Source organism: Rhodanobacter thiooxydans LCS2, from assembly GCF_000264375.1.
GTDB lineage: Bacteria > Pseudomonadota > Gammaproteobacteria > Xanthomonadales > Rhodanobacteraceae > Rhodanobacter > Rhodanobacter thiooxydans.
Map to the genome: position 1 here is coordinate 1 of NZ_AJXW01000094.1, position 21,024 is coordinate 21,024.

The following is a 21,024-nucleotide window of genomic DNA, read 5'->3' on the forward strand; positions in this document are numbered from 1 at the left end:
TTTCTTGACCGTCAACACCCTCGGGGAGGCTTCTTCGAGGTCCCGTCAGTCCGTCTTGCGACGTTGGGCGACTGCGGGCCGCGAATAGTACGGCCTGTGTTTTTTTTGGCAAGTGTTTCTTGAGAGAAATTTCACGGAACCTGCGCAAACGACTGCGGTGACGGCAAATTTTTCTCTCAAGTGCGCTTGCACGCCGCCATCTCTCGCTGGAACGCGCGCATCAGGCAGGCACGAGTCTCACGCGGGCAAAACTGCGCTTGCCCACCTGCAGCACGCCTTCGAAGCCGGCGTGGAAGACGCGCTGCGCATCCTCTGCCACTTCGGCATCAATGCGCACGGCACGCTCTTTCAACTTGCGGTTCGCCTCGGAGTTGCTGGCAGTGAGCCCGGCCGCGGTGAGCAGGGTCGCCAGGCGCATACCCTCGACCGGCACCGTGATATCGGCCTGCGGCAGCAGCGAGGTATCGCCTTCGCCACGCACCACCGCATGCCACCCGGCGATCGCCTGTTCGGCAGCGGCCGCGCCATGAAAGCGCGTGGCCAGTTCGCGTGCGAGACGCAGCTTGGCGTCGCGCGGGTTGAGGGCGCCGCTGGCGATGTCCTGCTTCATGCGTGCCAACTCATCCAGCGACACGTCGAAGCTGAGCAGCTCGAACCAGCGCCACATCAGCTCGTCGCCGATCTTCATGGTCTTGGTGACGATGTCGATCGCCGGCTCGTTGATGCCGATGTAGTTGCCCAGCGACTTGGACATCTTGTTGACGCCGTCCAGGCCTTCGAGCAGCGGCATGGTCAGCACGATCTGCGGCGGCTGGCCGTGGTGTTCCTGCAGCGCGCGGCCCATCAGCAGGTTGAACTTCTGGTCGGTGCCGCCCAGTTCCACGTCCGCTTTGAGTGCCACCGAGTCGTAGCCCTGCACCAGCGGATACAGAAACTCGTGGATCGCGATCGGCTGTTGTGCCGCGTAGCGCTTGGTGAAGTCGTCGCGCTCGAGCATCCGCGCCACGGTGTGCTGGGCAGCGAGCCTGATCATGTCGGCCGCGCTCATCTTGCCGAACCATTCGGAGTTGAAGCGCAGCTCGGTCCGCTCGCGGTCGAGCACCTTGTAGACCTGCTCGGCGTAGGTCTCGGCGTTGACCAGCACGTCTTCACGACTGAGCGGCTTGCGCGTGACGTTCTTGCCGGTGGGGTCGCCGATCATGCCGGTGAAGTCGCCGATCAGAAAGACCACCTGGTGGCCCAGGTCCTGGAACTGGCGCATCTTGTTCAGCAGCACGGTGTGGCCCAAGTGCAGATCCGGCGCGGTCGGGTCGAAACCGGCCTTGATCCGCAGCGGGCGACCCTGCCTCAGACGTTCGGCCAGGTCTTCCCGCTTGATGATTTCGTCGGCGCCACGCGCAATCGTGGCCAGCGCCTGCTCAAGCTCGCTCATGCAAGGTTTTCTCGATGGTTGGATGAAACAGGCAATGGCCCGCAATGTGATCGTGCCGTCAACGTTAATTGTGTGTTAACGACGAAAGCGTTGCAAATCCTTGATGCGAAAGGCGTTGACGTCCTTTGCACATGGCCGTTATGGTATCCGCAGTTTTGTTTCTCTGTAGCGTAGGCGTAACAGCATGGCAGAAGAAAAGCAGGGGGCACGGCAAGCCCGCAAGCAGGCCATCTGTCGCAAGGCGCAACGCCGGCACTCCCATTTCTATGCGCGCTGCGCCCACTGGTCGTTCAATCGCTCGGGCGAGATCGAGCCGATCCGCTGGCGCCGCGAACGCCTGGTGCTCGCCGGCACGGCGCTGCTGATTACCCTGCTGTCCGGTTTCATCATGCCCGCCTGGGCCAGCGCGATGCGCCCCGCACCCACGCCGGAAGTGCATTCGCTGTTGCCGCTGGCGCTGCCGAAGATCACGCCGGCCAACTTCACCGCCGCGACCGTGGACGACTGGCAGGTGGTGCGGGTGCAACCCGGACAAACGTTGTCGGACATCTTCACCGCACGCGGCCTCGGTATGACCGACCTGCAAAAGGTGATGGATACCGCCGGCAGCGCAAAAACCGCTCTGCACAACATCCGTCCGGGCCAGGAGTTCGATTTCCTGCTCGGCAGCGACGGCAGCCTCAAAGGCTTCCGCTTCGATCAGGACCAGGCCAGCCGCGCCACCATCCGCCTCGACGGCACGCGGCCCAGCGTCGCCATCCAGCAGCGCGACTTGGACCTGCGCGAACAGGTGGCCCATGGCGTGATCCGTAGCAGCCTGTACGCCGCCGGCGACCAGGCCGGCATGGACGCGGCGATGGTGGGCAAGCTCGCCGACCTGTTCAAGTACGACATCGACTTCGTGCAGGACCTGCGCGTCGGCGACAGCTTCACCGTGATCTACGACGACATCTACCGCGATGGCGTGCGCTATGGCCAGGGCAACATCATCGCCGCCGAGTTCGTCAACCAGGACAAGCGCTACACCGCCTACCGCTTCAAGAAGGCCGACGGCAGCTACGGCTGGTACAGCGAGGATGGCCGGCCGATCCAGAAGTCGTTCCTGCGCATCCCGGTCGATTTCACCCGCATCTCCTCGCAGTTCACCGCGACGCGCATGCATCCGATCCTCGGTCGCATGCGCGCGCACAAGGGCGTGGACTATGCCGCCCCCAGCGGCACCCCGATCCACGCGGCGGGCGACGGCGTGATCAAGTACCACGGCTGGGAACGCGGCTACGGCAACTTCGTGGTGATCCAGCACAACAACAGCATCAGCACCGCCTACGGCCACATGTCGCGTTTCGTGAAGGGCCAGCGGGTGGGTGAGCGGGTACGCCAGGGCGAAGTGATCGGCTACGTCGGCATGACCGGCCTGGCCACCGGCCCGCACCTGCACTACGAGTTCCGCGTCAACGGCGTGCAGCGCAACCCGCAGACAGTGACGCTGCCGAAGCCCGAGCCGCTGCCGGCCGTCCAGATGGCGCGCTTCAAGGCCGAAGTGGTGAAGCCCCAACTGGCGCGGCTGACCGAACTGGACGCGCGCATCACGCTGGCGCGCGCCAACGTCCGCGCCAACCACGACAACTGAACGCCCGCCGCGCGTGGACGACGCCTCGGCGCTGTACCTCGGACTGATCTCCGGCACCAGCGCCGACAGTATCGACGCGGTGCTGGCCAGCTTCAACCGTGGCGTGCCGCAGCTGCAGGCCAGCCACTCGCACTCGTGGCCGCCGGATCTGCGCAGGCGGATGCTTGCGCTGGCCCAGGGTGAGACGGCACTCGACCTCGATACTTTTGGACGGCTGGACGTCCAGATCGGCCGCTGCTTCGCCGACGCCGCACTGCAGCTGCTCGAGCGCAGCGGCACGCCCGCCTCGGCCGTCCGCGCGATCGGCTCGCACGGCCAGACGCTGCGCCATCGCCCCACCGGCGCCTATCCGTTCACCCTGCAGCTCGGCGACCCGAGCGTGATCGCCGAGCGCTGCGGCATCGACGTGGTGGCGGATTTTCGCCGTCCCGACGTCGCCGCCGGCGGGCAGGGCGCGCCGCTGCTGCCCGCGCTGCACGCGATGCTGCTGGCACGACCGGGACATGCGCGGGTGGTGCTGAACCTCGGCGGCATCGCCAACATCACCGTGCTCGGTGCCGACGGCCGCGTGGTGGGCTTCGACACCGGCCCGGCCAACGGCCTGCTCGATGCCTGGCACCTGCGCCAGCACGGCGAACCGTTCGATCGTGATGGCGCGTACGCCGCCAGTGGCCGCGTCGACACCGGCCTGCTCGGCACCCTGCTGGCCGACCCCTACTTCACGCTGCCACCGCCGAAGAGTACCGGCCGCGAGTACTTCCACCTCGACTGGCTGGCCGCGCATGCACCGCTCGCCGCGCTGGACCCCGCCGACGTGCAGGCGACCCTGCTGGAACTCACTGCGCGCAGCGTGGCCGCGGCGATCGCGCAGCATGCGCCGCAAGCGGAAGAAGTGCTGGCCTGCGGCGGCGGCGTGCACAACGGCGCACTGATGCGGCGGCTGGGCGAACTGCTGGCGCCTCGCGTGCTGCTGGGCACCTCGCGCTACGGCATCGATCCGGACTTCCTCGAAGCCACCGCCTTCGCCTGGCTGGCGCGACAGCGCCTGCTCGGCCTGCCCGGCAATTTGCCGGCGGTCACCGGCGCACGCGGCCCGCGGATACTGGGCGCGATCTATTCCGCGCCGGTTGCACCGCCGGCATAGCCGATGTTTTCCGGGGCCAGCTGGGTCGGCCGGGTCTGCGCCAGCGCACGCAGCGCCTCCTGGAACACCCCCTGTTCCGCAGCCCCCCAATCGCCATCCAGGGCCGTCAGCGCAGCGGGGTCGCGCAGGTTCTCACTGCACTGCTGCGCAGCCGACATGCCCAGGCCGCTGCGCAGCGCATGCAACATGACGTCGTTGACCGTGCACTGGCGATCCCGGGCCAGCGACCGGATGCGTTCGACGAGCAGGCTGTCGACGTGCTGCAGGATCATGTCCGGCATAAGCGTCACTCCATGTTGCACATGCCCCTGTGCCAGCGATGCTTGCACAACCGCCGCCACACCACACGGCGTGATGGCGATTCCGTGGCCGACTTGGCAATCACGTTGTGAACGCAACCACACCGGTGGGGCGACAGCCTAGGTGGTGCCGGTCGCCGCCGCCCGCGCACGCTCCTCGCCGCGGAAGTAGCGCCACAGGCCGGCGAACAGCAGCATCGACGGCAGCACGGCCAGCACCGTGATGACGAAGTAGCCGCCGTAGCCGGTGGCGGTGGCGATGCCGCCGGCAAAAAAGCCGAGCAGCTTGCCGGGCAGGTTGACCAGCGAACTCAGCAACGCGTACTGGGTTGCGGTGTGCTGGCGGTTGACCAGCGAGGAGAGGAACGCCACGGTCGGCGGCCCCAGCATGCCCAGGGTCAGGTTCTCGCCGGAGATCACCAGGGTCAGCACCAGCAGATTGCCGGGGTGGGCGATCAGCAGCAGGTACAGCAGGTTGCTGCAGCCGCACAGCACGATGGTGATGCCGAGCGGCCGCCATGCACCCCAGCGCGCCACCATGGCGCCGCCGATGAACACGCCGACGATGCCGATCCAGATGCCGTAGATCTTGGTAATGGTGCCGATCTCGGTCTTGGAGAAACCCATGTCGCGGTAGAACGGGCTCATGATGCCGCCGATGGTGGCCTGCTCAGGCATCTTGAACAGCAGCAGGAACAGCAAGACCACCCCGGCCAGCGCCCAGCCGTAACGGCGGAAGAAATCGGTGAACGGATCGATCACGCTCTCGCGCATCGCGTCGCGCCAGCGCGTGGCGCGCACCCGCAACACGTCCGGTTCGCGCGCGATCAGCGTGGTCGCCACCGGCACCGCCATCGCCAGCGCCATCAGCACGTAGACCAGCCGCCACGACAGGTGGTCGGCCAGGATCAGCGCCACCGCACCGGCCAGCAGCAGGCCGATGCGGTAACCGAGCGAGTAGGTGGCAACCAGCGCGCCCTGCGCCTCGATCGGCGCGATCTCGATGCGATAGGCGTCCACCGCGATGTCCTGGGTGGCACCGAAGAACGCCACCAGCAGGGTGGCCGCGACGAACGGGGTCAGCTGCCGCGGGGTCAACGCGGCCATCGCCAGCAGCCCGAACACCACGCCCAGCTGCGCGAACAACAGCCAGCCGCGGCGCTGGCCGAGGCGGGCGAAGCCGGGGAGCCGCCCGTGGTCGAGCAGCGGCGCCCACACGAACTTGAACGCATAGGTCATGCCGGCACTGGCAGTCATGGTGATGTCCGCCAGCTTGATGCCGTTTTCCTTCAGCCAGTACGCCAGCGTACCGGCCACCAGCAGGAACGGCAGGCCGGAGGAGAAGCCGAACAGCGCCATCGTCCATGCCGCCGGCTGGGCGAACGCCCGCCATACCGACGGCTTTGCCGGTCGCGGCGCAGCGGGCTCAATCGGCATAGTCGACGGTGTACGGCGCGTGGTCGGAGAAGCGTTCGTCGCGGTAGATCGAGCACGCCTTCAGGCGCTCACGCAAGCTCGGTGAGACGACCTGGTAGTCGATCCGCCACCCCACGTTGTTCTCGCGCGCGCGGCCGCGGTTCGACCACCAGGTGTACTCGACCGCATCGGGCTTGATCGCGCGGAAGCTGTCGACCCAGCCGCGCTGGTTGAACAGCAGGTCCAGCCAGGCACGCTCCTCCGGCAGGCAGCCGGAGTTCTTCTGGTTGGACGACCAGTTCTTGATGTCGTTCCTGGTGTGCACGATGTTCCAGTCGCCGCAGATCACGTAGTCGCGGCCGCTGTTCAACCATGCATCGAAGATCGGCGTGATCCACTCCATCGCCTTGAACTTGAACTGCTGGCGCTCGTCGCCGGAGGAGCCGGACGGGAAGTACAGCGAGACCACGCTGAGCTTGCCGAAGCGCGCCTCGAGGTAGCGCCCCTCGTTGTCGAACGCATCCCAGCCCAGTTCGGTGAGCACCTGGTCGGGTTCACGTCGGGTGTAGATCGCCACGCCGCTGTAGCCCTTCTTGTTGCTGGCGTCGCGGTACAGGCAGTGGTGGCCGTCGGGGCGGAACATCGCGTCGGCCAGCTGGCCTTCCTGCGCCTTGGTCTCCTGCAGGCAGACCACGTCCGCCTGCTGCCGGCGCAGCCAGTCGAACACGCCCTTGGTGGCGGCCGAGCGGATGCCGTTGGTGTTGAGGGTGATGATGCGCATGCGGACTCCTCGGGCGGCGGACCATCATAGCAACCATGCCGGGCCGCCCTGCGGTCCGTGCGCACCGGTCGGCCCGGGCAGGGCTGTACCATGGCGGCCTTGCCGTAGCGCAACGCCGCAGCGGCCCCGACTTCCCCCATTTGCGAGACCCGCCGTGCACGCCTACCAGCGCGACTTCATCGAACTCACCCTGCGCCGTGACGTGTTGCGCTTCGGCGAGTTCACCCTGAAATCCGGTCGCCAGAGCCCGTACTTCTTCAACATGGGGCGGATCGACTCGGGCGCCGCGCTGGCCCAGCTCGGCCGCGCCTACGCCGCCGCCCTGGTGAACTCCGGTGTCGCCGTGGACATGCTGTTCGGGCCTGCCTACAAAGGCATCGCCTTGGCCGCCGCCACCGCCATCGCGCTGGCCGACGGCCATGGCCGCGACCTGCCGTGGGCGTACAACCGCAAGGAGGCGAAGAACCACGGCGAGGGCGGCGTGCTGGTCGGCGCGCCGCTCGAGGGCCGGGTGCTGATCGTCGATGACGTGATGACCGCCGGCACCGCGGTGCGCGAGGCGCTGGCATTGATCCGCGCCCAGGGTGCCACGCCGGCCGGCGTGCTGATCGCGCTGGATCGGCAGGAGCGCGGACAGGGCGAGCGCTCGGCCGCGCAGGAGGTGGCCGCCGACCACGGCATTCCGGTGATCGCGATCACCAGCCTCGATGACGTGCTGGCCTATGCCGGCGAGCAGCCGCGCCTGACTGCCGAGCACGCCCGCCTGCTGGCCTATCGCGAGCGCTACGGAGTCCGACGCTGAGTTCAGCATGTCGCCGACGGGCTCAAGCGAACCCGGTCACACTCGCAGCGGCTGCCGTGCCCACGGAGCTAGGCAGCGTGACCGCGCTGGCTATACTGGGCAACGAAGAGGGGTATCCATGCGCAAATCATTGCTCGTCATCGCCGTCGCCGTGCTGGCTGCGAGCCTGTCGACGCAGGCCCAGAACACCGGCAACGTCCGCTACAAATGGCACGACGGGCAGGGTCTGATGCACTTCAGCGACAGCCTGACCGCCGAAGCCATGAAGTACGGCTACGAGCTGGTCAACGACCGCGGCCTGGTGGTGCAACGCGTGCCACGCCAGTTGACCGCCGCCGAACGCGCCGCCGCCGCCAAGCTCGCCGCCGAACAGGCGGCCCAGCAGCGCGCAGCGCAGGAACGCGCGAACGCCGATGCGCAGATGCTGCTGGCCTACCCGGACGAAGACTCCTACCGGATTTCGCTGCAGCAGGTGCTGGATACCATCGACCAGCAGATCCACACCTCGCAGATCAATCTGCGTGGCCAGGAGAAGGCGTTGACCGACCTGCTCGGCCGCGCCGCCGACCTCGAGAACGCCAAGAGTCCGGTGCCCAAGCCCCTGGCCGACAGCATCGCGCAGCAGCGCAACGTGGTGGCCACGCTGCGCGACACGCTGCGCCGCCAGCAGACCCTGCGCAGCAATACCGAGCAGCAACAGGCTGCGCAGCTGGCGCACTACCGTGAAGTCAGGACAGCCGCGCAGCAGCAGTCGGCGGAGTAGCCTGGCGCCGATGGCGCCGATGGCGCCGACCCTCGCCCGGAGCGCGGTTTCAAGCGCCTGACGTGACGGCCGACGCGCCGCCGGCCGCTAGAACGGCAGCTTCAGACCCGGGTCGACGGCCAGCAGCTGCCGGCGGAACACCTGCTGGATCCGCTTCAGCGCCGCCGCGTCGTCCGCCTCGAAGCGCAACACCAGCACCGGGGTGGTGTTCGACGCGCGCACCAGGCCCCAGCCGTCCGCCCAGTCCGCGCGCATGCCGTCGATGGTGATCAGGCTGGCGTCCTCGAAGTTCGCCTGCTGGCGCAGCTGATCCATGAAGCGGTAGTGCTCGCCCTCGGCCAGCTCGACCTTCAGCTCGGGCGTGGAGATGCTCTTCGGCAGCGTGGCGAAGATCTGCTCGGCGCTGCGTCCCTGCAGGTCGCCGGCGAGGATCTCCAGCAGCCGCGCAGCGGCGTAGATGCCGTCATCAAAGCCGTACCAGCGCTCCTTGAAAAAGAAGTGCCCGCTCATCTCGCCGGCCAGCTCGGCCTGGGTCTCGCGCATCTTCGCCTTGATCAGCGAGTGCCCGGTGCGCCACATCAGCGGGCTGCCGCCGGCGTCGAGGATCTGCCCCTTCAGGTGGCTGGTGCATTTCACGTCGTAGATCACCGTGGCGCCGGGCTGGCGCGACAGCACGTCGCGCGCGAACAGCATCAGCAGGCGGTCCGGGTAGACGATCTCACCGGAGCGGGTGACCACGCCGAGGCGGTCGCCGTCGCCGTCGAAGGCCAGGCCGAGATCGGCGCCGCTGCTCTTCACGGCGAGGATCAGGTCCTCCAGGTTGTGCGGGTCGGACGGGTCCGGGTGATGGTTCGGGAAGTTGCCATCGACGTCGCAGTACAGCGGCACCACCTCGCAGCCGACGCCTTCCAGCACCTGCGGCGCGATCGCGCCGGGAATGCCGTTGCCGCAATCCACCACCACCTTCAGGCGGCGCTCGGCGAGCACGTCGGAGACGATCTTCTCGATGTAGTCCGGCGCCACGTCGACCTGGCGCAGACCGCCGCCGCCGTCGCTGGCCAGCGCGCCGCCGGCGATGCGCTGGTACAGGTCCCGGATCGCCCCCTCGGCCAGCGTCTGGCCACCGACCACGATCTTGAAGCCGTTGTAGTCCGGCGGATTGTGGCTGCCGGTGACCGCCACGCCACAGCCGGTGTTGAAGCGGTAGGTGGCGTAGTACACCACCGGCGTCGGCACCGCGCCGATATCGATCACGTCCACGCCGGCTTCACGCAGGCCGTCAGCCAGCGCGCCGGCCAGTTCCGGCCCGGACAGGCGGCCGTCGCGCCCCACCACGATCTCGCGCAGGCCCTTCTCGGCCATCAGTGTGCCGATCGACTGGCCGAGCGCATGCGCCACGTCCGCGTTCAGCGTCTTGCCGACCACGCCGCGCACGTCATAGGCGCGGAAGATGCTCGGATCCACGCCGACCACCGCCGTAACCGGCGGCTCCGGCGGTTCCGACGGCTTGGCCCGGGCCGGTGCACTCCGCCGCTCCGGTAGCGGCACGTCGGCCTCCGCGACCACCGGCTGCGCTTTCCAGCGCTGGCGCAGGCGCAGCAGATAGATGCCGCCGCCGAGGCCGAACACAGCCAGCAGTCCGCTCAGCAGCCACCAGCGCGGCAGCACGATGAACGCGCTGGGCAGGCCGGCGCCGACGCTGAACGCGCTGCCTGCGACTGGCTTGCCGGCTTCCTCGGCCTCGGCCGAACTGGTGCCATGCGAGAGCAGTTGCACGTAGCCGCGGTCGTCACCCTGGCGCAGGTCGAGCCGGCCCCCGGCCGGCGAAATCGCGTCGAAGCGCTGGCGCAGCGGCGCAAACGGCAGCTCAACCCAGGCCCAGGCCTGGGCCTGCTGCGGCGGGCCCAGCGGAATCACCAGGCTGAGCCGGCGGTCGCCGCTGCCGTAGGAGACGCTCTGCGCCGGCGGCGCGCCGTTCGCGCTCTGCGCGGCCATCAGCTGCGCCGCCTTGGCGTAGCCGAACTCGCGGTAATTGGCCTTGAGCACCTCGGTGAGGTCGCCGCTGTACAGCTCCAGCTTCTTCGCCTGCGGCAACTGCTGGCGCAGCGCCGCGGCGGATTGCGCCGGGTTGCTCAGCAGGGTCGCCGGGTTCACGCCGGCCAGCACTTTTTCGACCGCGCCGCGCTGGCTGGCGATCTCCGCCGTCAACGCCTGCACGGCCTCGTCCTGGGCCTGGTGCACGCGGCGCACCGCATTACCCTCGTCGGCAATCAGCCAGGTTTGCCAGGCGCAGAACAGACCCAGCAGCAGCAGCGCGGTACCGCCGGCCAGCGGCAGCAGATCACGCCAGTCGACGCGCAGGTTGCGCAGCCGTTCGTTCGCGATGTTCAACGCCATACCGCCCCCGCGGCCGTCACTGCGTGCGGCCCGGGCACCCGGGCCGACCCCGCTGATTATTGGATACCGGTCGAGCCGAACCCGCCACCGCCGCGCTCGCTGGGCGCGAAATCGGCCACCACCTTCAGTTGCGCCTGCGCCACCGGCACCAGCAGCAGTTGGGCGACGCGATCGCCCACCGCGATGGTGTACGGCTGGCTGCCGCGATTCCAGCATGAAATCATCAACGGCCCCTGGTAGTCGGCGTCGATCACTCCGACCAGGTTGCCCATCACCAGGCCGTGTTTGTGGCCCAGCCCGGAGCGCGGCACGATCAGCGCGCACCAGCCCGGATCGCCGATGTGGATCGCGATGCCGCTGGGCACCAGCGCGCTTTCGCCCGGCTGCAAGGTCAGCGGCTGCTGCAGCGCGGCGCGCAGGTCCATGCCGGCGCTGCCTGGCGTGGCGGCCTGCGGCAGCGGAATGCCGTCGCCCAGGCGCGGGTCGAGGATCTTCAGCTCGACGTCGATCGTCATCCGCGCGTCGCCCGGTAGCGTTCGGCCACATGGGCCACCAGCTGCCGCGCCAGCTCGGATTTCTCCGCCCGCGGCAACGCGACCGCAGCGTCGGCCCAGTACAGGGTCAACGCATTGTCGGCCGCCTCGAAACCGAGCCCGCCACCCACCTGGTTCGCCGCAATCATGTCCAGACCCTTGTGGCGCAGCTTGCCCTGCGCATAGCTCGCCACATCATGCGTCTCCGCGGCGAATCCGACCAGGAACGGATGCGCGGTTTGCGCCGAGAGGCTGGCCAGGATGTCCGGATTCTCGGCCAGGCGCAGCACCAGCTCGCTGCCGTCGTGCTTCTTCAGCTTCTGCGTGGCGACCTCCTGCGGGCGGTAGTCGCCCACCGCCGCTGCGCCGATGTAGATGTCCGCCTGTGCTGCCGCCTGCAGCACCGCCGCATGCATCTGCGCCGCGCTGCGCACGTCGATGCGCTGCGCCACGCCCGGTGGCGTGGCCAGGCTCACCGGCCCCGCCACCAGGCTCACCTCGGCGCCGGCCTGCGCGGCGGCCTCGGCTACCGCAAAGCCCATCTTCCCCGAGCTGCGGTTGCCGATGAAGCGCACCGGGTCGATGTCCTCGTAGGTCGGACCGGCGCTGACCAGCACCTTCAGCCCGGCCAGCGAGCGCTCGCCGAACGAGGCCACCAGCGCACCGCGCAGTTCGTGCGGCTCCAGCATGCGGCCGCTACCGACGTCACCGCAGGCCTGGTCGCCCACTGCCGGCCCGAGGATGTGCGCGCCGTGCCGGCGCAGCGTGGCGAGATTGTCCTGCACCGCCGGGTGCGCCCACATCTGCTGGTTCATCGCCGGCGCCAGATACAGCGGCGCGGCGCTGGCCAGGCACAGCGTGGTCAGCAAATCGTCGGCCAGACCATGTGCCAGACGCGCCAGCAGGTCGGCGCTGGCCGGCGCCACCAGGATGCGTTCGGCCCAGCGTGCCAGTTCGATGTGGCCCATCGCCGCCTCGGCCTGCGCATCCCACAGGCTGACCCGCACCGGCTGGCCGGACAGCGCCTGGAAGGTGGTCGGGCTGACGAAGCGGGTGGCGCCCTCGGTCATCACCACGCGCACCTCGGCACCGAGATCGCGCAGGCGGCGGACCAGTTCGCAGGACTTGTAGGCGGCGATGCCGCCCGACACTCCGAGCAGGATGCGGCGTTGGGCAAGACTCATGTAAGGCGGGCCTGACAATCGGCAGAGGCCTAGCTTACCGGATTCACCCGCGCGCACCGCTGCCCGCCCCGCACGCCGTGCGGCAAGTTGGGCACATGAGCATCCGCAACTGGCCCGAGGGGGAACGCCCCCGTGAAAAATTGCTGGCGCGCGGCAGCGGCGCGCTGTCCGACGCCGAGCTGCTGGCGGTGCTGCTGGGCAACGGCAGCCGCGGCAAGGACGCGCTGGCGCTGGGCCGCGAACTGCTGGCGCACGCCGGCAGCCTGGGCACGCTGCTGGCCAGGCCCGAGCAGCCGATCCGCGTCGGCGGCCTGGGTCCGGCCAAGCGCGCGCGGATCGCCGCCGCGCTGGAACTGGCCCGGCGCAGCCTGGCCGAGCAGTTGCAGGAACTGCCCAGCCTGGGCAACCCACGCGACAGCGGCGACTACCTGCGCGCACGCCTGCGCCACCTGCCGTACGAGGTGTTCGGCTGCCTGTATCTGGACAACCGCCATCGCGTGCTGGCCTTCGAGGAGCTGTTCCGCGGCACCGTCGACGGCGCCAGCGTGCACCCGCGCGAAGTGGTCCGTGCCTGCCTGCAGCACAACGCCTGTGCGGTGATCTTCGCCCATAACCACCCCTCCGGCGTGGCCGAGCCCAGCGCCGCCGACCGCACCATCACCCACGAGTTGCGCGACGCCCTGCAGCTGGTCGGCGTGCGCGTGCTCGACCACCTGGTGATCGGCAGCGGCGAGCCGGTGTCGATGGCAGCCCGCGGCCTGCTTTGAGATCAGCCTCCCCGGACAAAAAAAACGGCGTGGCAGGAGCCACGCCGCGAGGCCGATTGGGGAGGTGGGGAGAGCGGCATCCCCGGTCGCCATGTCATGGAGGGGAGTTCATGTTCTGGCCCGTTCAGTATCGCAGTGCCGCATGACAATGCGGTGACGCCAGCCGCAGCCGAAAGCATGGCCCTGGACCGCGCCAACTTATACACAAAATGGCGATACCGGCACTTGGCGGGCCTATCGTGTACGGACTCGAGATGAGTATCTCAACTTATTGGCGCACAAGATAAATTTCTAGCGACACGACGATGCAAGGCCGCTCGCCGCCTGGAGCCACGCGCGAGCCGCAGCTTTCCCCACAGACTTATCCACAGCGTGGCTCGCCGCGGTGCGTCAAAATTCCGGCGCGCCCCGAAGCTTCCGCTGGCCGGTGCCACAAGCAGTCAGGCGCGCGTTTCGCCGGCAGGCGGGTCTGTTAGGATTGCCGGTTCCATCACGAAACCGGCCCCACCGTGAAAGAACCGCTGCGGAAACTGGTGCTGCAGGCGATCCAGGCCCTGCAGGGCGCCGCCACCCTGCCTACCGACCTCAGCCTGCCCGGCTTCGTGATCGAGCGCGCGCGCAGCCGCGAACACGGCGATTTCGCCAGCAACGTGGCGATGCTGCTGGCCAAGCCGGCGCGCGCCAAGCCGCGCGAACTGGCCGAGAAACTGGTCGCCGCACTGCCGGCCAACACGCTGGTGGAGAAAGTCGAGATCGCCGGCCCCGGCTTCATCAATTTCTTTCTCGCGCCGGGCGCCTACCACGCCGAAGTGCGCCGGATCCTGGCCGAAGGCGACGCCTACGGCCGCAGCACCAGCGGCGGCGGCAAGACCGTCGGCGTGGAGTTCGTCTCGGCCAACCCGACCGGCCCGCTGCACGTGGGCCATGGCCGCGCCGCGGCGATCGGCGATTGCCTGAGCCGCCTGCTCGACGCCAGCGGCTGGAACGTGAAGCGCGAGTTCTACTACAACGACGCCGGCGTGCAGATCGCCAACCTGGCGATTTCGGTGCAGGCGCGCGCCCGCGGGATCACGCCGGATGACAGCAATTGGCCGGAGAACGGCTACCGCGGCGACTACATCGCCGAGGTGGCGCGCGCCTATCTCGATCGCGAGTCGGTGGTCGCCGATGGCGAGACGGTCACTGGCGCCGGCGACGTGGACGATCTCGACGCGATCCGCCACTTCGCCGTGGCCTATCTGCGCCGCGAGCAGGATCTGGACCTGCAGGCGTTCGGCGTAGGCTTCGACACCTATTTCCTCGAATCGTCGCTGTACACCGACGGCAAGGTGGAGGAGGCCGTGCGCGAGCTGGTCGCGCATGGCCACACCTACGAGGACGGCGGCGCGCTGTGGCTGCGCACCACCGATTTCGGCGACGACAAGGACCGCGTGATGCGCAAGTCCGACGGCACCTACACCTACTTCCTGCCGGACGTGGCCTACCATCTCAGCAAATGGCAGCGCGGCTATGAACGCGCGATCACCGAGCTGGGCTCGGACCACCACGGCTCGCTGGCCCGCGTGAAGGCCGGCCTGCAGGCGCTCGATTGCGGCATCCCCAGGGGCTGGCCGGAGTACGTGCTGCACCAGATGGTGACGGTGATGAAGGGAGGGGAGGAGGTGAAGATCTCCAAGCGCGCCGGCAGCTACGTCACCTTGCGCGACCTGATCGACGAGGTCGGCAAGGATGCCACGCGCTACTTCCTGATTTCGCGCAAGAGCGACTCGCAGCTGGTGTTCGACATCGACCTGGCGCGCTCGCAGTCGAACGACAACCCGGTGTACTACATCCAGTACGCGCACGCCCGCGTCTGCAGCGTGCTGCGCCAGGCGCCGGAGAAGGGCTACACAGTCGACCTCGCCGAGGGCCTCGCGCACCTCGACCGGCTGGACAACGAGCATGAGCAGATCCTGCTCGCCGAATTGTCCAAGTACCCTGAACTGGTCGAGGCGGCGGCGGCAAACCTGGAGCCGCACCTGGTCGCGGCCTGGCTGCGCGAACTGGCCAACGCGTTCCACACCTACTACAACTCGCATCAGTTCCTGGTCGAGGACGCCGCGCTGCGCAACGCACGGTTGGCGCTGGTGGTGGCGACCCGCCAGGTGTTGAAGAATGGGCTGGATTTGCTGGGCCTCGGCGCCCCGGAGAAGATGTAATGGCAGCACGCAAGGGCAGGGGCCGGCAGGCCGTGCGCAACGGCAGCAACGGGTTCCCGGGCTGGGGTTACGCGGTGATCGGCCTGATCGCAGGCGCGATCCTGATGGCGGTGATGCTGCGCGGCAGCCTGCTCACCAGCCTGCGCAAGGCCGACGGCCCGCAGGCGAATCCGCAGGCCACCGCCGAGCACGGCAGCGCGCCCGGCGTGCTCGAAGCGGGCAACGACAATGCGCCGAAGAAGCCGCAATTCGACTTCTACTCGGTGCTGTCGGAGAAGGAGGTGCGCATCCCCGATGCCGAGATCAGCGCGCAGGCGCGCATCGAGCAGCAGAAGCAGCAGGCCGCCCAATTGCAGGCGCAGCAGGCGGCACCGGCCGCGGTACCGGCGAACGCGCCGCAGGCGGTCACCCAGGACGTTACCGCCGCACCGGCCAGCGCGGTGCCGCAACCGGCCTCCGGCAGCGGCTACCTGCTGCAGGTCGGCGCGTTCCCTAACGCGGCCGATGCCGAGACGCTGAAGGCGAAACTCGCGCTGCAGGGCTTCGTGGCCAACGTGCAGTCGGTCAGCATCGGCGGGCAAACCTACAACCGCGTGCGGCTGGGGCCGTTCCGTTCCGCCACCGAGCTGGAATCGACCAAGCAGCGCCTGGCCGGCGCCGGCATCAACGCGATTGCGCTGAAGGAAGGCCGCTGAGCCACCCTTTCCTCCCACTGAATTTCCGCCCATGACCACCAAAACCGCCTGGATCACCGGCGCCACCTCCGGCTTCGGCGCCGCTGCCGTGGAACGCTTCGTCGCCGGAGGCTGGCGGGTGATCGCCAGCGGTCGGCGGATGGAACGGCTGCAACAGCTGGTAGCGCGGCACGGCGCCGGGCGCGTGCACGCGGCGGCGTTCGACATGCGCGACGAGACGGCGATGCGGGCGGCGCACGCGGCCCTGCCACCCGGGTTCGCCGGCATCGACCTGCTGGTCAACAACGCCGGCCTGGCGCTGGGCACCGCGCCGGCGCAACAGGCGGACCTGGCACAGTGGAAGCAGATGATTGACACCAACGTCACCGCCCTGGTGTCGCTGACTCATCTGCTGCTGCCGCAACTGGTCGCGCGCCGCGGCGCGATCGTCAACATCAGCTCGATCTCGGGCAGCTATGCCTACCGCGGCGGCAACGTGTACGGCGGCACCAAGGCCTTCGTCACCCAGTTCTCGCAGAACCTGCGCGTGGACCTGCACGGCAGTGGCGTGCGCGTCACGTCCATCGAGCCGGGCATGGCCGAGACCGAGTTCACCGTGGTGCGCACCGGCGGCGACAAGGCGGCGTCGGACCAGCTCTACGCCGGCGCCCATCCGATCACCGCGGCCGACATCGCCGACACGATCTGGTGGATCGCCAACCTGCCGCCACACCTCGACGTGACCCGTCTGGAAATCATGCCGGTCAGCCAGTCGCCCGCCGGGCTGCAAGTGGCGCGGGACGCGTAGAGACGCGCCAAACGCGTAGGGCGGGCACCGCCCGCCGGCTTTGGCCAGATGGGGTGTGAAAGCAGTACCAGCACAGCGGGCGGTGCCCGCCCTACGCATTCTTGCCAATGAATACGAAGCGTCCCTGCCTCGATCCCGGAAATCCGGCCGGTCGCGATCGACTGGCCGCTAACCCGCCTCGCTGCGGTGCACATCGTGCGTCACGAATGGCTGTCCCGCATCGGGCGCAGCCAGCCAGTGCGGATGGGCCAGCGTGTGGCGCATGTCGTCCAGCCCGCTTTGCCAATGGCAACGCATGCTGGCGACGCTGAATTCGTAGTCCTTGAAGTGGCCTTCGTGCGGCCGGTTCTGGTAGATCAGGTGGATCACGTTGGTCAGCGCTTCGGCCGCACGCGCCTCGGCATGGCGGTATACCGGATCGTGGCGGCGCTCGGGCGGCACCAGCGCCATCACGTCGTGCAGCAGCCGGCGGTGCTCCTGCGTGCGGCGCATGAACTCGGTGACCAGCCGGGTGCGGCTGGAGTACTGGATCTCCTTGCTGCGCTCGGCCACGTCGGCGAGGTCGCGCGGCAGCGCGCCGCGGGCGCTCCAAAGGTCGACCTGGAACGCCAGCGTGTCGCAACCGGGGCGCTCGCTGAGCACCTCGTACAGCGGCGTGTTGGAGACCATGCCGCCGTCCCAGTAGAACTCGCCGTCGACCTCCACCGCGGGAAAGCCCGGCGGCAGCGCGCCGGAGGCCATGAAGTGCTCCGGCCGCAGGCGCTCGCGGCGATTGTCGAAGTAGGCGAAGTTGCCGCTGCGCACGTTCACCGCGCCGACCGCCACGCGCACCGTGCGCGCGTCGTTGAGCCGGTCGAAATCGACCAGCCGCTCCAGCGTGGCGCGCAGCGGCGCGGTGTCGTACCAGCTCACGCTGCCCGGTGTGGCGTGCCCGCCCAGCAACGGCGGCGGCTGGCGCGGATGGAAGAAGCCGGCCTGGCCTTCGGTCATCGCGCGCCAGGCAGCCATGCCGCTCATCCCGCTGAGCCACGCCGTCGGCCACGCCACCGCGTCGAACCAGGGCAGTGGCGGCGTTGCCGGCCACAATGGCGGGCGGCAGATCGCCTCCCAGAATTCGCGCAACCGTTCCACCCGCTGCCCGGGCGCGTTGCCGGCGATGATCGCCGCGTTCAGCGCGCCGATCGAAATGCCGGCCAGCCGGGTCGGCTGCAGGCCGGCCTCGTCCAGCGCCTCGAACACGCCGGCCTGGTAGGCGCCAAGCGCGCCGCCGCCCTGCAGCACCAGCGCGACGGTGCGGTAATCGCGGGCCGCCCTCTCCGCCAGCGAGGACGCCGGATCAGGATGGCTCACTGCATGAACCAGCCGTGGCTGACCACGATGCTCTGACCGGTCAGCGCCGCGGAGGGGAAGGTGGCCAGGTACAGCGCGGTCTGCGCGATGTCCTCGACGGTGGTGAAGGTGGCATCGACGGTGTCCTTCAGCATCACGTTCCTGATCACCTCGTCCTCGCTGATGCCCAGCTCCTTCGCCTGCTCGGGAATCTGCTTCTCGACCAGGGGCGTGCGCACGAAACCCGGGCAGATCACGTGCGAGCGCACGTTGTGCGCGGCGCCTTCCTTCGCCAGCGTGCGGGCCAGGCCGAGCAGGCCATGCTTGGCGGCGACGTAGGCGGACTTCAGCTTCGAGGCCTCGTGCGAGTGCACTGAGCCCATGTAGATCACCACGCCGCCGCGGTTGCCCGGGTACATGTGCTTCAGCGCGGCCTTGGTGGTGAGGAAGCCGCCGTCGAGGTGGATCGCCAGCATCTTCTTCCAGTCGGCGAAGGCGAACTGGTCGATCGGGTTGATGATCTGCACGCCGGCGTTGGAAACCAGGATGTCCAGCGCGCCGAACGCAGCGACCACCTTGTCGGTGCCTTCGTTCACCGCCACCTCGCTGGTCACGTCCATCGCCACGCCGAGCGCCTTGCCGCCGGCCGCGTTGATCTGCGCGGCGACCGAGTCGGCGGCCTGCTGGTTGATGTCGGCGATCGCCACGCTGGCGCCATGCTGCGCGTACAGTTCCGCGATCGCCTTGCCGAGGCCGCTGGCTGCGCCCGTGACCAGGGCCACCTTGCCGTTGAGACTGTTCATGCGTTGCTCCTTGGAAAGGATGGGGTTGGCGCGATCGTCCGATCGCGCCCATCCAGCGGATTGTAGGCGCCGCGACGACGGCCGCCATCGGACCTTGGGGCAGTCGCCGTCACGCCTTCAGCGGATGTCCTCGGCCAGGTAGGTGTAGGCGGCGAGCCCGCCGTCGAGCGCGTCGTACAGGCGCGCGGCCTCGTCGCCGGCGAGGCCGGCGGCGGCGATGCGCTCGCGGTAGCTGGCGCGCAGCGTCTCCAGGTCGTAGCCAACGTAGTCGAGCATCAGGTCGGTGGTGTCGCCGCGGCGTACATGGGCGAAAGTGTAGCCGTCGCCGTCCACGCGTACGTTCACCGCATCGGTGTCGCCGAACAGGTTGTGGATGTCGCCCAGCGTCTCCTGGTAGGCGCCGACCATGAAGATGCCGAGGCGGTAGCTTTCACCGTCCCGCAATGCGTGCAGCGGCAGGCTGACATCCACGCCTTCGGCATCGACGTAGTGGTCGATGCGGCCGTCCGAATCGCAGGTAAGGTCGACGATAACGCCGCGCCGGGTCGGCTGCTCGTCCAGCCGCGCGATCGGCGCGATCGGGAAGATCTGCCCGATCGCCCACACGTCCGGGATCGACTCGAACACCGAGAAGTTGGCGAAGTACTTGTCGACCAGCTTCTCGTCCAGCTCGTCCAGCGCTTGCCGGTGCGAGCGCTCGGCCGGCAGCAGGCGCAGCCTTACCGCCCCGGCGATCGCGTAGTACATCTCGTCCAGCCGCGCGCGGTCGGCCAGCGCGAGCTGGCCCAGCGCATACAACGCCTGGCCTTCGCTCAAGTGATGCTGGGCTTCGTGGAACAGCTCCAGCGCGGGGCGCCGGTCCAGTTCCTCCCAGGTCTCGCGCAGGCGGCGCAGCACCGCCGGCTCGTCCACGCACGGCGGCGGGATCGCGCCGGCGGGCACTTCCTCCACCTCGGTCACGTTGACCACCATCACCGCGTGGTGCGCGGTCATCGCGCGGCCGGCCTCGGTGAGGATGTGCGGCGCCTCCAGGCCTTCGGCGGCCACCGCCTCGGCCAGCGACTGCACGATGGTCGAGGCGTACTGCTCGATCGAGTAGTTGATCGAGTTGTGGCTGCGCGAGCGCGAACCTTCGTAGTCCACGCCGAGGCCGCCGCCGACATCGACGATCTCCAGCGGCACGCCCATCCGGCACAGCTCGACGAAGTAGCGCGTGGCCTCGCGCATGCCGTTGGCGATGTCGCGCACGTTGGATATCTGCGAGCCCATATGGAAGTGCTGCAGCTTCAGCGTGTGCTTGAGGCCAGCGTGATCGAGCCGCTCGACCAGGGTGAGCACCTGGTTCGGCGACAGCCCGAACTTGCCCTTGTCGCCGCCGGTGTTCTGCCACTTACCGGCACCAATGGAAGCGAGGCGCACGCGCACGCCGAGCAGCGGCTCCACGCCCAGCGCCCTGGCCTCGGCGAACACGTGGTCCAGCTCGGACAGCTTCTCGATCACGATGTGCACGCGCAGGCCGAGCTTCTTGCCGATCAGCGCCAGGCGGATGTATTCGCGGTCCTTGTAGCCGTTGCAGATCACGATGGAACCGGGCCGTGCCATCGCCAGCACCGCCATCAGTTCGGGCTTGGAACCGGCCTCCAGGCCGAAGCCATGCACGCCGGCGGCGACCAGCTCGCCGGCCACGCCGCGCTGCTGGTTCACCTTGATCGGATAGATCGCGGTGTAGCCGCCGGCGTAGTGCCACTCGTCGATGGCCTTGGCGAAAGCCGTCTGCAGCCGCGCCAGGCGGTCGGCCAGGATGTCCGGAAAGCGCACCAGCAACGGCAGCCGCAGGCCTTCGGCGCAGGCGCGCTCGACGATCCGCGGCAGCGACAGCGCCGGGCCGTACGCGCCGCGCGGACGCATCACGATGCAGCCGGCTTCGTCCACGTCCACGTAGCCGTCACCCCAGTGTGGCACCGCATAGGTGTGGCGGGCGGTGTCGACAGTCCAATGGTTCGCCATCAGCGTTGCTCCTCGTGCAAACGAATGATGTCGTCGCAGCGGCGAGCCTTGACGCTT

18 protein-coding genes are annotated in these 21,024 nt (G+C 68.6%); 8 read left to right on the forward strand and 10 right to left on the reverse strand.

Annotation, left to right across the window (positions count from 1 at the left end; translation table 11 throughout):
• Window positions 1–220 precede the first annotated feature (220 nt).
• On the reverse strand, window positions 221–1,432 hold the full coding sequence (gene tyrS, locus UUA_RS16145) for a tyrosine--tRNA ligase (protein WP_008438804.1): 1,212 nt from the start codon (window positions 1,430–1,432) through the stop codon (window positions 221–223).
• Between the two features lie 184 nt (window positions 1,433–1,616).
• On the opposite strand from tyrS, the gene UUA_RS16150 reads away from it, so the two are divergent.
• Together UUA_RS16150 and UUA_RS16155 are read left to right on the forward strand one after the other, a co-directional pair.
• Window positions 1,617–3,062 carry an OapA family protein gene (locus tag UUA_RS16150; protein ID WP_008438805.1) on the forward strand — a complete coding sequence of 482 codons (1,446 nt, stop codon included), beginning with the start codon at window positions 1,617–1,619 and terminating at the stop codon, window positions 3,060–3,062.
• Between the two features lie 13 nt (window positions 3,063–3,075).
• Window positions 3,076–4,206, forward strand: coding sequence for an anhydro-N-acetylmuramic acid kinase (locus tag UUA_RS16155; RefSeq protein ID WP_008438806.1), 1,131 nt, complete (start codon window positions 3,076–3,078; stop codon window positions 4,204–4,206).
• On the opposite strand, the gene UUA_RS16160 is transcribed toward UUA_RS16155, so the two are convergent.
• From UUA_RS16160 to UUA_RS16170, 3 genes are all read right to left on the reverse strand, one after another.
• On the reverse strand, window positions 4,176–4,487 hold the full coding sequence (locus UUA_RS16160; RefSeq protein WP_008438807.1) for a hypothetical protein: 312 nt from the start codon (window positions 4,485–4,487) through the stop codon (window positions 4,176–4,178). The two genes, UUA_RS16155 and UUA_RS16160, sit on opposite strands and share 31 nt — an antisense overlap.
• Before the next feature lie 138 nt (window positions 4,488–4,625).
• Window positions 4,626–5,942, reverse strand: a complete 1,317-nt coding sequence (locus UUA_RS16165) for an AmpG family muropeptide MFS transporter (RefSeq protein WP_235605834.1) — start codon at window positions 5,940–5,942, stop codon at window positions 4,626–4,628.
• Window positions 5,932–6,702, reverse strand: coding sequence for an exodeoxyribonuclease III (locus UUA_RS16170; RefSeq protein ID WP_008438810.1), 771 nt, complete (start codon window positions 6,700–6,702; stop codon window positions 5,932–5,934). Before UUA_RS16170 ends, UUA_RS16165 begins: the two co-directional genes overlap by 11 nt.
• A gap of 154 nt (window positions 6,703–6,856) precedes the next feature.
• On the opposite strand from UUA_RS16170, the gene pyrE reads away from it, so the two are divergent.
• Window positions 6,857–7,504: an orotate phosphoribosyltransferase gene (gene pyrE, locus UUA_RS16175; RefSeq protein WP_008438811.1), complete on the forward strand. Its 648-nt coding sequence runs from the start codon at window positions 6,857–6,859 to the stop codon at window positions 7,502–7,504.
• Window positions 7,505–7,622: 118 nt separating this feature from the next.
• On the forward strand, window positions 7,623–8,267 hold the full coding sequence (locus UUA_RS16180; protein WP_008438812.1) for a DUF4124 domain-containing protein: 645 nt from the start codon (window positions 7,623–7,625) through the stop codon (window positions 8,265–8,267).
• 87 nt (window positions 8,268–8,354) lie between these two features.
• Here the strand turns inward: UUA_RS16180 and UUA_RS20245 are convergent, their stop codons facing one another.
• Genes UUA_RS20245 through coaBC form a run of 3 tightly spaced genes read right to left on the reverse strand, consistent with a single transcriptional unit; the run spans window position 8,355 to window position 12,381 of the window.
• Window positions 8,355–10,664, reverse strand: a complete 2,310-nt coding sequence (locus tag UUA_RS20245; protein ID WP_008438813.1) for a phosphomannomutase/phosphoglucomutase — start codon at window positions 10,662–10,664, stop codon at window positions 8,355–8,357.
• Window positions 10,665–10,720: 56 nt separating this feature from the next.
• Window positions 10,721–11,179, reverse strand: coding sequence for a dUTP diphosphatase (gene dut / locus UUA_RS16190; protein WP_008438814.1), 459 nt, complete (start codon window positions 11,177–11,179; stop codon window positions 10,721–10,723).
• Entirely contained in the window at window positions 11,176–12,381 is a 1,206-nt protein-coding gene (coaBC, locus tag UUA_RS16195; RefSeq protein ID WP_008438815.1) for a bifunctional phosphopantothenoylcysteine decarboxylase/phosphopantothenate--cysteine ligase CoaBC, read from the reverse strand. Before coaBC ends, dut begins: the two co-directional genes overlap by 4 nt.
• Window positions 12,382–12,476: 95 nt before the next feature.
• Between coaBC and radC the strand changes: the two genes are divergently transcribed.
• From radC to UUA_RS16215, 4 genes are all read left to right on the forward strand, one after another.
• Window positions 12,477–13,148, forward strand: coding sequence for a RadC family protein (radC, locus tag UUA_RS16200; RefSeq protein WP_008438816.1), 672 nt, complete (start codon window positions 12,477–12,479; stop codon window positions 13,146–13,148).
• Window positions 13,149–13,657: 509 nt separating this feature from the next.
• Window positions 13,658–15,346 carry an arginine--tRNA ligase gene (gene argS / locus UUA_RS16205; RefSeq protein WP_008438817.1) on the forward strand — a complete coding sequence of 563 codons (1,689 nt, stop codon included), beginning with the start codon at window positions 13,658–13,660 and terminating at the stop codon, window positions 15,344–15,346.
• A complete protein-coding gene (locus UUA_RS16210; protein ID WP_008438819.1) occupies window positions 15,346–16,041 on the forward strand; it encodes an SPOR domain-containing protein in 696 nt (231 codons plus the stop codon). The genes argS and UUA_RS16210 overlap by 1 nt, the downstream gene beginning before the upstream one ends.
• A gap of 31 nt (window positions 16,042–16,072) precedes the next feature.
• Window positions 16,073–16,828, forward strand: coding sequence for an SDR family NAD(P)-dependent oxidoreductase (locus UUA_RS16215; protein ID WP_008438820.1), 756 nt, complete (start codon window positions 16,073–16,075; stop codon window positions 16,826–16,828).
• Between the two features lie 168 nt (window positions 16,829–16,996).
• On the opposite strand, the gene UUA_RS16220 is transcribed toward UUA_RS16215, so the two are convergent.
• From UUA_RS16220 to speA, 3 genes are all read right to left on the reverse strand, one after another.
• On the reverse strand, window positions 16,997–18,178 hold the full coding sequence (locus UUA_RS16220; RefSeq protein WP_008438821.1) for a DUF3734 domain-containing protein: 1,182 nt from the start codon (window positions 18,176–18,178) through the stop codon (window positions 16,997–16,999).
• Window positions 18,175–18,960, reverse strand: coding sequence for a 3-hydroxybutyrate dehydrogenase (locus tag UUA_RS16225; RefSeq protein WP_008438822.1), 786 nt, complete (start codon window positions 18,958–18,960; stop codon window positions 18,175–18,177). The genes UUA_RS16220 and UUA_RS16225 overlap by 4 nt, the downstream gene beginning before the upstream one ends.
• A gap of 117 nt (window positions 18,961–19,077) precedes the next feature.
• A complete protein-coding gene (gene speA / locus UUA_RS16230) occupies window positions 19,078–20,967 on the reverse strand; it encodes a biosynthetic arginine decarboxylase (protein WP_008438823.1) in 1,890 nt (629 codons plus the stop codon).
• Window positions 20,968–21,024: the final 57 nt, after the last annotated feature.